The sequence below is a fragment of the Bacteroides sp. ET71 genome, from assembly GCF_023336905.1.
Classification (GTDB): Bacteria; Bacteroidota; Bacteroidia; order Bacteroidales; family Bacteroidaceae; genus Bacteroides.
Window position 1 is genome coordinate 220,455 of the sequence record NZ_JAMBLS010000001.1, and the last position, 13,387, is coordinate 233,841.

Below are 13,387 nucleotides of genomic sequence, written 5' to 3' on the forward strand. Positions count from 1 at the left end.
TGCCGCAAAGATGCAGCATCTCCTAATACACGCTCTTGCCGACGCTTATTTTCTTTTTAACTCCGAAGAAACCAATCCTGGCATATCCTGTCAGCAGGCCCAGCAAGGCAAAGGCCGCCATGTATTTCACCTTCGAAGGCGAAGCAGGACGGACAGGCGTCGTGGCAGGCTGTATGACGGCAAAGACCGGACGCACACGGATGACTTGTGTTTCTGCGGCATGCATTTGCAGAGTGGTGCGGGTATATTCTTGATAAGCTTGCGCAGTCAGGATACGCAGCTTGACGAGTTCCTTCTGAGCATTACGGGTAGCCAGATTACGGTTGCGATCCTCAAAGGCGGCCTGTATTTCTTGCGCCTGATAGTATTTTTCTCGAGCTTGCTGTTGCAATATTTGGGCAGCAACCAAGGCCTCCCGTTTTTTATTGGTACGGTATTCGGTGACATAGGCCTGTATGCGACGACTTACACTATCGGCCACTATGCGGGCTACCAGCGGGTCTTGCATACGGCAAGCAATGCTGACAGTGCGGGTCTTTACGTCTGGCGATATGCTGATACGGGAATTGATAGCAGAGGCGATACCCGTGTCCTTGGCAGAGAGGGCGAGGATGGTGGGGATGCTGTCTGAAAGGGCGGCGGTGTAGTTGCTCTCCACCTTGCGGGGATTGTCGAAGAAAGAGCCGGTGAGAAGGCCGACCACCTTGCTGAAAGCGGTCTGTAAGAAGGACCACCACGGGCGATGCTGGTGTTGGTCGATGTAGTTGTAAAGGGTAAGGGTGCTGTCAGGAGGACAGTCAATGGTCTGTACGGGGATGTCGAACAGGGCGGTGAGGAAAAGGGGCGAGCTGACAATGTGCGGGTAGTAGTCGGGGGTGATGGCGTCGCGCTCCTTGGTCTCGTTCAGGAAGGTGCCCGACCAACCTTCCGGGGCATCATTGGTTGTGCGTTCGCTGATGCTCTCGGGGGCAAGAAGGATGCCTGCCTCATACTCTTTGGGAATACAGAGGGCGATAAACAGGCCTACCACAAGACCAATGCCGACGGCTTTCAGGAGGAAGCGGCGGTGCTGCCAAGCTAATTGTATTTTGAGCTTGTTCATGAATGGGTGAACGGAATGGGATTAAACCACAGATGGCACTGATTGTGCGGATGAACACTGATTTGTTGTTGAAAAAAAGGCCGCCCCATTTTGTTTTTGAGGCGGCCTTCTTTAATTATTTATCAGTCAATGCTTGTCTTAAAGCAATATGATACCACTTTGGCTCTGGAAGAGAGTCAGCATTTGAACTGAAATTGCAGTAGGCGTACCACTTTCAGCCAGTCCTTCACCTGTAACAGCTTTCATCCACTCGCTCAGTGCCATATAGAAGGCAGCAGAAGCCCAAGGTTCATCACTACCAGGAAGATGGTCAAACAGATTAGGACCTTTAGAGTTCAAATCAGTTACTACATCATCCAAACTAACGGCGCTAATTGCTGCTGCATAAGTATCGAAAGTAGACTTAACTTCCTGTGCCAACGCTGCATTGGGATCGCTTGATTTTTCTACAGTACCGTCAGCAATACCGCCTTGGATATACTGGTCAACATAGTAGAGTTTCTCATCGCTCTCTACCTTAACTGTACCAACCTTATTGATGAAATCCTTCGTAGTAGTAGTGTTGTTCACATACAGCGTACCTTCGTTGTTGATAACAGCATCGTCTGCCAATACCAGAGGAGTACCATCATCAACCAGAGGAATAGCAATTTCAGAAGCAAGCGTCAGTTCGCTACCCTTCAAGATATCGATGTTACCTTGCGGCTCTACGTCAGTGATCGTGTTTGCACCTTCTTCAACCGTGATGTCGGCCACCTTGCTGTACTTACCTCCAGCTTTGCGAACGATAGAAGCACCACGCATGATGATGTCAATATTCTCCAGAGAGTTGAGGTATTCTGCATTAGAACCTTCTTCGTATCTGTTACCTTCGCCGGCTGCACGTGCTTGAGCGTTCAGATCCAGCTCAACACCATTGCTCAGGATCAGCGTGTTGATCTGTGCATAACCCTTCTGGCTATTGCTTGACTCCAGCTCCATCAACGTGTTGATTTCACCGATAGTATTAGGCTCATTGTTATCCATTTCGTAAGCAATGATACCTTCTTGACCAACAGCGGGATAAACGTATGCACCGAATTCTACGATAACCATATTGTTGTTTTCCAACTTGTTGCCATAGGTAAGATTGTTCTTGTCAGCAGAGATAGAAGCCTTTGCACCAGCCTTGATAGTACCGTTGTTTTCAATGCTGGAAGCAATCAGGTTAACCACTTCGTTACGGTCGATACCAACTTTCAGTGTAGCACCCTCATTAACGACGATGTTCGTAGTATAACGAGTGTCGTTAGTAATCAAGTGAGCGGGCCATTCTACTTCACCATTGATGACCAACTTGCGGCTACCCGTGTTGAGCACGATGTCAACATTATCCGGAGTCTTGAGCTGTTCACCATTTTCGATGAAGTTCAAGTCACCACCCAGCGTAAATACTACTTGATTGTTGGCAAATACCTTACCGGCATTTTCCAACTCATTAACCAAAGTTACCAAGTCGTTCCAGTGCTTAACTGTCTTGATGCCGCTGGTAGCAGGAGTAAAGTCCTTAACTGTCAGGTTAGCAGTCATAGACTCGGGAGTCTGAGGTACACCTCTGGAACCCGGTTCGCCCAAGATGTTCTGAACCATTGAGAACTTTTCACCCCTCTGAGCATCGTCAAACATCTGCTTCAAGTTAGTAGCAAGTGTTTCACTGTTAGTGTTGTTTACAGCAAAGGTACCCAGCTTCCAATCACCGTTTGCACTCTTAACAGTAACTTTTACAGAGGGGAACTGACGATCCGTATATGTTGCACCCTTTTGGAAGGGGAAAGCGAAAGCACGCAGCGTGTTGTTCTTTGCCAACGTAAAGTTATTGTTCGCAATAGCAGTACGCAGATAGTTAACCTTAGGAGCCTGGTCAGTAAGAATAGCCTTACTGGTACCGGTAGCAGCTACAGCAGCCTTATCCAGTTCTTCTCTCAGTTCTTTGTCACCACGTGCAGAACCATCATCATTGATAGTCTTCGGCAAGTAGCGAGGAGACAAAGTAGCAGAAGGCGTAATAATATTATTATTAGAACCACCTACGCTGATTTGCATTTCCGTGATGATCATGCTCTTCAGATAATCTGAAGCGATCTTAGCTTCCGGAGTAGCAACTACACCGATGGCGTTCACCATAGGACTGAGAACGAACTCGCTCTCCAAAGTCATTGTGCTCTCGTCTACATCGGCATACTCAATGAAGTCTTGAGCAGAGAGGTAAAGAGAGTTCTTATAAACATCAGATTTGAAAGAATCGTCGGTCTGAGGCACATCGTTTGGAGCAACAACCTTCAGCTTGCTACCGGAGGTCATTCTTTGGAAAGGCCAGTAAGCGAAGTAAGCACCTTGATAAACGTCGGCCTGTGTTTGCCACCAACCATCACTTTGCAATGTAAAGAGGATATTGGCATAAAGGTTATTGTCAGTAGTCCAACCTGAGCCGCTTGCCCAGTCAGAATAAAGCTGCTCTTTATCAATAGCAGTTTTGTACTTGTACCAACCTAATCCAATCTGGTCACCCGTCTCCCATTGTCCATTCTCATTAATACGGGTATCGGCCGATCCGTCATTGATATTCATCTTCATGCCGGACGACACGAGGTCTGCACCGATCACTTCACCTGCCTCGTTAATGACGGTGTTGTTTTGTTCAGTCTGAAAATCGTCGTTTGTACAAGCGGCGAAGCAGGCTGCCAGTGCACATGCGCTGAATAAAACTCTTTTCTTCATGTTACTTATAAATTTGTTTGGTTCTCTTGTTTTTTTTGCGAGACCGTCTTGCTATGATAGCCTCTTGCTTTTGTTACTAATAAATTTCTATTCTCTTACTCCACCAATAAGGTTACCATTCTTCATCCTTCGGAATACTGAAGTTGTACCCTTTCTCAACCTCCACTTCTACAATCTCCACTTCGGGAGCCACGTAATTCAAAACTTTCTCCATTGTTGTTTAATTTTAATTGATTAATACTATGTTATTTATGCTATTTTTCCGTATTTTTGCCTTCGCTATTATTCCTTTCCTTTCCTTGGCTCCGTACGAAATACGGTGCAAATATGATTAATATTATTCGTTCCACCAAGAAAAAAATGCTTTTTTTTATCTTTTTTTCTCTAAAGCCACTTCGGAAAGCATGAGACAAGCCTCGGAAGGCGATAATTGGCTTCAAAAATGTCTTTCCGGCTTAAAGTCTGTTTAAAATTCATTTTCTCTGTCATCCTGAGCGCAGTCGAAGGATCCCACTATACGTCTGAAAAGTATTAGAGAGATGTTTCGACTTCGCTGCGCTCCGCTCAACATGACAGATACTACACAATGCATAAACTAGATTTCAGTACCTTCTTATATCTAGCCCAAAATCCTACCAAAGTCGTTTCTCCTCCCTACTTCCTCCCTACCTCGTCCCTGTTATAAGACAAGGACGAGGTAGGGACAAGGTACGAATTTGGTACGGGCTTGTGGAGAGAGAAACACCTGCCGGAGAGTCTCTCAAAAAGACATATCCGGCAAGCTTCAGACAGAGGCGGACGGGATAATGAGGCACTGAAACCACAGCTTCCGTAATTCGGGTATTTGCCAAACCATAAAAAACATCTACCTTTGCCGATGTTATGAAGAAAGACAAGACAGACAGCCTTTTATTGCTCATCCGCAACGGTCAGGCCATGACCCTGCGACAGCAATTGCGACTGACCGTAGAGCTCAGCATCCCCAGCATTGTGGCACAAATATCGGCCATTGCCATGCAATACATCGACGCAGCCATGGTGGGCCGCTTGGGTGCCGGCGCCGCAGCCAGCATCGGACTGGTGTCTACCACTACCTGGCTTTTCTGGGGGACTTGCAGCGCAGCAGCCACGGGTTTTTCCGTGCAGGTGGCACACCATGTGGGGGCGTCACGTCTGGCCGAGGCACGGGCTGTCTTGCGGCAGGCCATTCTTTCCGTATCCATCTTCAGCTTGGCATTGGCAGGCATCGGGGCTTTAATCAGCGGAAGCTTGCCTGTATGGCTGGGGGGAACAGAGGAAATCAACAGAGGGGCATCCGCTTACTTCCTGATTTTCGCCCTTTCTCTCCCGCTGCTCCAACTCAACTTCCTGGCGGGCAGCATGCTGCGGTGCAGCGGCAATATGCGGGTGCCGGGATTGCTCAACGTACTGATGTGTCTGCTGGACGTGGTGTTCAACTTCTTCCTTATCTTTCCCACACGCGAGGTGGAGTGGTTCGGCCTCAGCCTGCACATGCCGGGCGCCGGACTGGGCGTGACAGGCGCTGCGTTGGGCACTGCGGCAGCCGAAGCCGTGGTGGCCGGGTTGATGATGTGGTATCTGATAGCCCGCTCCAACGACCTGAAGCTGAAAGGCGAACGGGGCAGTTTCCGTCCGACGTGGGGCACCGTGCGCAAGGCCCTGCACATTGGTCTGCCGATGGGTGTGGAGCACATCGTCATCTGCGGCGCACAGATTATGACCACCGTCATCGTGGCACCGCTAGGCGTTTTTGCCATTGCCGCCAATTCGTTCGGCATCACCGCCGAGAGCCTGTGCTACATGCCCGGCTACGGCATTGCCGATGCCGCCACTACCCTGGTGGGCCAAAGCCTGGGTGCCGGGCGCAAGGACTTGACACGCCGCTTTGCACGCATCACCGTGGGCATGGGCATGGCAGTGATGGGGGTGATGGGCGTCATACTCTACGTGGGGGCGCCGCTCATCATGGGCAGCATGACACCCGATGCCGAGGTGCAGCGCTTAGGAGTGGAGGCCTTGCGCATCGAAGCCTTTGCCGAGCCGATGTTCGCCGCCGCCATCGTGGCCTACGGCGTGTTTGTGGGTGCAGGCAACACATTGGTGCCTTGCCTGATGAACTTCTTCAGCATCTGGGCTGTACGACTGACACTGGCTGCCGCCCTGGCTCCTTCGATGGGACTGAACGGAGTATGGCTGGCTATGTGCATCGAGCTTTGCTTCCGCGGCCTTATCTTCCTGATAAGATTGGAAAGGGGGAAATGGATGAAAATCAGCCGACAGTAGACGCTGAAATTCAGTTTGTGCCATAAATGAGGATTTAAACCACGGATAACACAGATATAACAGATGACCACAGATGTAACCATTGCCCCGGGCGTTGTTCTCCCCCGCCAAACGGGGGAGAACAATACTCAACATGACAGAGAGAGCGATTTTTAAACGAAAGGCTCTAAACCGGAATGATTACGTAAAAGGCAGCTACTATTTGCGTCCTAACTAAATCCTCATTCATAATATAAAAATGTGAACAATTACTTAACTACTAATTGCTGAACACTATGGACTATAATTTCGACGAACTTATCACACGGCGTGGCACAAACTCTTACAAGTGGGACTCGGCTGCCGATGCCGACGTGCTGCCCATGTGGGTGGCTGACATGGACTTCCGCACCGCCCCTGCCATCACCGAAGCCCTGCGCCGGCGGGTGGAGCACGGCATCTTTGGCTATACACGCGTGCCTCAGACGTATTACGAAGCCGTAGCCTCCTGGTTTGCCCGCCGGCACGGATGGAGCATGCAGACTGACTGGATTATGTACACCTCGGGCGTAGTGCCTGCCCTCTCGGCCATCATCAAGGGGCTGACCGTGCCTGGCGACAAGGTGATTGCCCAGACGCCGGTCTACAACTGCTTCTTCTCCTCCATCCGCAACAATGGGTGTGAACTGCTGGCCAATCCGCTGCGGCGCGAGGGCGATACGTACCGCATGGACTTCGACGACCTGGAGCGCAAGGCTGCCGACCCGCGTGCCAGGCTGCTCCTGCTCTGCAATCCGCATAACCCCGCCGGACGTGTCTGGATGCGCGACGAGCTGGCACGCCTGAACGACATCTGCCTGCGCCACGGCGTGCGGGTCGTGTCAGACGAGATACACTGCGAGCTGGTATTCTCCGGCCATACCTATACGCCCTTTGCCTCCGTGTCTGCGGAATGTCTGGCCAACTCCATCACCTGCGTATCGCCCAGCAAGGCGTTCAACACCGCAGGCCTGCAGATAGCCAGCATCATCTCGTCCGATGCCGACATCCGCGCACGCATCGACCGGGCCATCAATATCAACGAGGTGTGCGATGTCAATCCCTTCGGTGTCATCGCGACCGAGGCTGCTTATTCCGCTGAAGGCGAAGAATGGCTGCTCCAACTAATCGCCTACCTGGAGGAAAACGACCGTGCCTTCCACGCCTTCTGTGCCGAACACCTGCCCCAATTCCCCCTCACCCGACTGGAAGGGACCTACCTGGAGTGGATGGACTGCACAGCCCTGCACCTGTCTTCGGGAAAGCTGGAACACGTTCTCCTGGAGAAAGCACAACTCTGGCTCAATGCCGGTACCATGTATGGCTCCGAAGGCGAAGGTTACATGCGATGGAACATTGCCTGCCCGCGCAGCCGGATGCTGGAAGGACTGGAGCGGTTTGCGGAGTTCTTGCAGAAATAGAACAACGAAGTCGGATAGGCACAGCACAAGGATTCTCTCTGTGCCTTCCCGACTGACCTTCTTCTTATCAATCACTTAACCTGAATACACATGCGAAAACAAACAGAACAGCACTGCCAAGTCAACCGGACCCAAAGAATAGCCGCTGCCTGCATAGGACTATTGGCATTTATCAGCGGGACTTGGGCACAAACCATCTATGTATCCCTGCAAGGAAAAGACCAATGGCCGGGCACTCAGGAACAACCCGTAGCCACCCTCAAGAAAGCGCAGGAACTCGCCCGTACTTACCGTCCCGATACGAACGTAGAAGTCATTATCGGTGACGGCACCTATTACCTGCCGGAAACCTTCTGCTTTACAGCACAAGACAGCAAGACATATCCTGCCACGGTAACCTACCGCGCCCAACATCCCGGTAAAGCAATCCTCAGCGGCGGGCTGAAACTGAGCCTGTCATGGCACCAACGCGGCAAAGGCATTTGGGCGGCCACATTGCCGGACACTTTTGAGATAGACCAACTTTACATCAATGGACAAAGGCAACGTATGGCACGCTTCCCCAACGCAACACCGGGAGAAGGAAAGAATGTGTTCGACACCTGGACGTTAGAACACAATGCCGTATATGATGCCGCCCAAGCCCCTTTAACCCCGCAGCGGATAACCCGCTGGAAGCATCCGGAAGGAGGCATTGTACATGCCATGCACACCGCTCTCTGGGGCGATATGCACTGGCTCATCACAGGAAAAGCCGGTAAAGACTCTCTGCTGTTGGAAGGAGGTTGGCAAAACAACCGCCCCTCACCCATGCATCCGGTATATCGCATGGTAGAGAATATCCAAGAAGAACTGGACGCACCCGGAGAATGGTTCTACAACCCGGAAGAAAAAGAACTATGCTTCATACCCGGACCGGGAACTGACATGAAAGCAGCCACCACGGAAATAGTCAGACTCAAACATCTGATAGAATTCAACGGTACGCAAGAGGCACCGGTAACGGGTGTCAACCTGGACGGACTGGTGTTCAGGCACAGCAGCCGTACTTTCATGGAAAACAAGGAACCGCTGTTACGCTCGGATTGGACCGTTTACCGCGGAGGAGCTATCGTCTACAACGGAGCAGAAGACTGCCAGGTGACCCGTTGTGAGTTCGACCAGGTAGGCGGCAATACCATTTTCATCAACAACTACAACCGTCGCATCACCATCCGGGAGTGCTACATTCACGACAGTGGTGCCAACGGCATCGCTTTCGTAGGAGACCCGCAGATGGTACGAAGCCCTCTGTTCCGCTACGGGAACCAAGACTATGCCCACATGGACACACTGCCCGGCCCCAAAGGACAGAATTACCCCATGGAATGCCTCGTAGAAGACTGCCTGATTACCCGAACAGGACGGGATGAGAAACAGACCGCTCCCATACAAATCTCTATGTCGAAAAGAATAACCGTCCGCCATTGCTCTATCTACGATGTGCCGCGTGCAGGCATCAACATCAGCGAAGGTACTTTCGGAGGACACCTTATTGAATATTGCGACATCTTCAACACGGTGCTTGAAACCGGAGACCACGGTAGCTTCAACTCCTGGGGAAGAGACCGTTACTGGACACCGGACGTGCGTACCTTTGCCCGATTGGTGGACCGGAATCCGGAAATGACGTGGTGGGATATGACCGAACCCAACATCATCCGACACAACCGCTGGCGCTGCGACCACGGTTGGGATATTGATTTGGATGACGGCTCCAGCCACTACCGAATCTACAACAACCTGCTCCTGAACGGTGGACTGAAAATGCGCGAAGGCTATGACCGCATCGTAACCAACAACATTATTGTGAACAATAGCCTGCACCCGCATGTCTGGCCGCATGACAACGGCGACGTATTCATGCACAACATCGTCTTTACAGCCTATCAGCCTGCCGCCATGCAAAGCGACCTAAAGGCCAACGACAAGTGGGGCAAAGAATTAGACCGCAACTTCTTTGTAGGTGGAAAGCAGGACATGGAGCAGTTTCGTGCAAACGGAGCAGACCCGCATTCGCGTTACGGCGACCCTCTTTTCCTAAATACTGCCCAAGGAGACTATCGGGTCAGCCAGGATTCACCAGCCAAGGCTATCGGGTTTCAGAATTTCTCCATGAATGAGTTCGGCGTACGCAGTGCCTGGCTCAAGCAGATGGCCCGGAAACCTATCTTGCCGATACCACGCATAAAGCAGACCACCCCGGACACCGCTCCGCAAAAATGGATGGGAGCTACCATCACCGAAGTCAAAGGCTATGGCTTGTCGGCTTTTGGCGTGGGGTTTGACCAAGCAGGAATCGCTTTCGGCGAAATGGAGGAAGAATCAACTGCCGCTTCTTCGGGACTGAAAAGCGGAGACCTGTTGCAAAGCATCAACGGAGTACGCATCACAGGATTTGCTGACCTGCACAAGTATCTGAAGCAATCTGCCGGACAGCAACAGGAGATGAAACTGACAGTTATCCGCGAACAGAAGGAGAAGGTCATCCGCATACCGGCCCATAAACTGGTTGAAAAGGAGGCTGAATAAAAAACGGATGCCTGCCCCCAAGAGCACACATCAGCAATAAGAAAAAAAATCGGGAAATAATTGAATCTTCCAGTTTCTTTCCAAATTCGCCCTCTACCTTTGCAGTACGAAAAGAAAACAACGATTCAATTATTCACTTTAAAAACCCAAGCATTATGAAGAAATTAGTTTTAGCAGTAGTAGCGATGTTTGCAATGAGTACCATGGTAATGGCAGACAATGACAAACCCGTTCAGGTAAACCAGCTCCCCGCCAAGGCACAGACGTTCCTCAACACCTACTTCAAAGACGTCAAAGTGGCACTGGCAACGCAAGACACGGAACTGTTCAGCAAGAGCTACGACGTGGTGTTCAACACGGGCGATAAGGTAGAGTTCGACAAGTCGGGCGAATGGACAGAAGTGCGCTGCCGCCAGACTGGAGTACCCGCAGCGATTGTCCCCGCACAGATTGCCGAATACGTGAAGACCACTTATCCCGATGCACAAATCCTGCAAATCGAGCGCGATGACCGCGGAGGATATGAAATCAAGCTGTCCAACCGTTGGGAAATCACCTTCAACAAGCAGATGCAGGTAGTTGACATTGACGACTAAGAGAGATTTGCTCTAAGCTGTGAGAGACTGTATCAGGACATTCTGGTGCAGTCTCTCTTTTTATCTTCCCCTCAGAAGTTGGACACATCGTATGCTGCCCTCTTGCCCAGCGTGACAAACACCCCGACATAAAAGAAATGGTCCGCCGACGCCAGCACAGGACGCCCGTCCACCCGCCCGAACTCGTTGCGCCGGCAGAGGATGTTCGTGGCCGATGCCGTGATAATGACCTTCGGCGCAGGTATGAACGTCAGACCTATATCGAGACTGTTATAAGGACGCACCTCGTCGTTCATCAGACCGGGACGTTCGGGATTGTGCCAGGGACGGCCACTGGTATAGGTGTCCGTCAGACTAAGGATGAGACGCAGGCGTGGGATGGACCACTTGAAGACGAAGGAAGCATTGTGGCGCGTGGCATACTGCGGCGTGGTCAGCTCCGTGTACTCCAGATAACGACGGCGCGAGAGGTTGTAGGTGTAAGAGAGGCGGTACTCCACATTCTTCAGCGAGGCTCGGTCGAGAAAGAAGAGGTCTAATCCCGCGCTATGCCCGTAGCCATTGGCAGTGAGTGACGTGCCTTCCCACAAGGGCAGGCGGTCGTAGTCCTTGTAATACACCTCCACCTTGCCGAAGCGTCCGCCCCGTTCATATTGCACGCCCAAGTTGTATTGCCAACAGGTAGAAGAATTCAAGTCGGGCCGGAGTGCCAGATAACGGAATTCCGCCTGCTGGGTATAACGCCCCACGGTAGCCGAAAGCACGGCATCCCCCACATAACCATCCACCTCTACGCGAGGTGAAAGGCTGATCCGCTTGTCCAATCCCGTATGCTCCGCCCGCACGGAAGCTTCTGCCTTCAGTCGTTCCCACGGAAACCACGTGGCGGAGAGGAAAGCGGCGGACACTACGGGGCGGACCTTGCCTTCACTTTCTCCCTCTTGCCACTCATAGCGATTCTCATACCGACGGAGGAAACTCTCCATCCCGCCCCCGATGCGCAGGCCGGAGGCCCAAAGGCGCGAAGCCGTGGCTTTCACGTGCAGTTCTTGTTGGCGTTCCTTCCAACGGTCGTTGGCTTGGGCCGCTCCCGCGATGCTTTGCTGATTATAGGAGAAAGCTGCACCTACGTACCCCTCCCAACCTTCCTTCAGAGGTCGGCGCAGGGTGGCGTTCAGGTAAACATTGTCCTCGCCCAAGGCGAAAAGGCGGCGCGTATCCTCGTCCTCATAGGAGGAGAAATCGGTGCGGTCGAATTGCCCGTAAATCTTCAGCAAGACATCCTTGCCCAACGAATGCCGGAACTGCATGGCGGCGGAAAACATCTTGTACGGCTCCTCGAACTTGCGCCGGCTGCCATACATTTTATTATACAGCCCCAAATGCTGATAGGTCAAGTCCACGGAGAGCGAACCCCGATGGAAAGCCCGCGTACCTCCACCACCCACCCCCACAATGGAAGCGTTCACGCCCAACTTCGTGACAGGACTTTCATCTTTCGTTTCCAAGGGAAGGACGGCAGAGAGAGCCTGCCCATACTCCAACGGTGCACCGCCCGAAGCCAGATTGATACCGTTGAACATAAACGTGGAGTATCGGGTTCGTGCAGGCGAGTTTATACCCGTCGATGTATAAGGCACCAACACATGCAAGCCGTCTATGTAGGTCTGTGTTTCCTCGCTGCTACCCCCGCGCACCAGCAGGCGACCCGTTTCGCCCTGGAGTTGGGTGCCGGGCAGGGTTTGTAGCGCTTTATAGAAATCACCGTTTGCCCCGGCCACTGTGACCAGCTCGACAGGATTCATATCACTCCAGCGACCCGCAGCGGCAGGCGTGCGCCGCTCGGTCACCACCACTTCGTCCAATGCTATGGTATCGGTAGAGAGGGTCAGACGAATGGTATCGGCAGAAGTCGTTTGTGCCGGAAGGGGAAGGGAAAGGCTTCCCGCGAGGAGAAAGACAAGAATCAGTCTCATAAGTTTGGAACGTATCTGTTTGAATATCCTTTTATGGTACTCCCGAAGCTTGGGAGTGTGATTACCAATACTGGGGAATCAAAATCCTGATTCCGGGCGTCATCGGAGATGCACCGTCAAGGTGGTGTCCTGCCGTAACGTGAAGCTGCACGACTCGAACGAAGGCGGACCCATCACGCCCTGCGCATCGTTGCTGAAAGCCGTAGGTTCCTGAGGGATGCCGTAAGAGCCCGTGTTCAACATCCCATTTCCGTTCAGGTCTTGGAAGAGGGCAAGGGCGTAGGTACCTTCAGGCAAACCTTCGCAAGGCACGGTGACGGTCTTGTCTTTTACCTCCACACGAAAACCCGTGAGGGGTTTCTTCAGGAAATTATCCGGCGAGGAATAGAAGGCGACATAGAGAAAGCCTTGCGGACGGTCGATGTCGCGTACTTCGAGGGTCAGGCATTGGGCCTGCATTCGTGCCGCACTTCCTATAAAGAAAAGAGCGGCGAAGAGAATCATTGCTTTTGTCTTCATACGATTAATGTTTTGATTACGCTGCAAACTTACGCACTGATTCTGAGGAAGAAAAACAAGTGGGACAGACAACAAGGATATGTGACAAAAGGGCAGAGAGAGGGACGAACGGAAACTTTCTGG

General features: G+C 51.9%; 8 protein-coding genes. 4 read left to right on the forward strand and 4 right to left on the reverse strand.

Annotated elements, in window-relative coordinates:
- Positions 1-22: 22 nt before the first annotated feature.
- Complete coding sequence (locus M3090_RS00920) at positions 23-1,102, reverse strand: hypothetical protein (RefSeq protein ID WP_249053517.1); 1,080 nt, start codon at positions 1,100-1,102, stop codon at positions 23-25.
- Positions 1,103-1,240: 138 nt separating this feature from the next.
- Entirely contained in the window at positions 1,241-3,859 is a 2,619-nt protein-coding gene (locus tag M3090_RS00925) for a hypothetical protein (protein ID WP_249053518.1), read from the reverse strand.
- Between the two features lie 882 nt (positions 3,860-4,741).
- Between M3090_RS00925 and M3090_RS00930 the strand changes: the two genes are divergently transcribed.
- The 4 genes from M3090_RS00930 to M3090_RS00945 all read left to right on the forward strand — a co-directional run bounded on the left by M3090_RS00930 (position 4,742) and on the right by M3090_RS00945 (position 10,769).
- Positions 4,742-6,163, forward strand: a complete 1,422-nt coding sequence (locus tag M3090_RS00930) for an MATE family efflux transporter (RefSeq protein ID WP_249053520.1) — start codon at positions 4,742-4,744, stop codon at positions 6,161-6,163.
- 275 nt (positions 6,164-6,438) lie between these two features.
- Positions 6,439-7,602 (forward strand): MalY/PatB family protein, encoded by a 1,164-nt coding sequence (locus tag M3090_RS00935; RefSeq protein ID WP_249053523.1) that lies wholly within the window; start codon positions 6,439-6,441, stop codon positions 7,600-7,602.
- A 90-nt stretch (positions 7,603-7,692) separates the two neighbouring features.
- Positions 7,693-10,173: a right-handed parallel beta-helix repeat-containing protein gene (locus M3090_RS00940; RefSeq protein WP_249053524.1), complete on the forward strand. Its 2,481-nt coding sequence runs from the start codon at positions 7,693-7,695 to the stop codon at positions 10,171-10,173.
- Between the two features lie 155 nt (positions 10,174-10,328).
- A complete protein-coding gene (locus M3090_RS00945) occupies positions 10,329-10,769 on the forward strand; it encodes a PepSY-like domain-containing protein (protein WP_249053525.1) in 441 nt (146 codons plus the stop codon).
- Between the two features lie 71 nt (positions 10,770-10,840).
- Here the strand turns inward: M3090_RS00945 and M3090_RS00950 are convergent, their stop codons facing one another.
- Both M3090_RS00950 and M3090_RS00955 read right to left on the reverse strand, forming a co-directional pair.
- Positions 10,841-12,745, reverse strand: a complete 1,905-nt coding sequence (locus tag M3090_RS00950) for a TonB-dependent receptor plug domain-containing protein (protein ID WP_249053526.1) — start codon at positions 12,743-12,745, stop codon at positions 10,841-10,843.
- Between the two features lie 99 nt (positions 12,746-12,844).
- On the reverse strand, positions 12,845-13,264 hold the full coding sequence (locus M3090_RS00955) for a DUF2141 domain-containing protein (protein WP_249053527.1): 420 nt from the start codon (positions 13,262-13,264) through the stop codon (positions 12,845-12,847).
- Between the last annotated feature and the right edge of the window lie 123 nt (positions 13,265-13,387).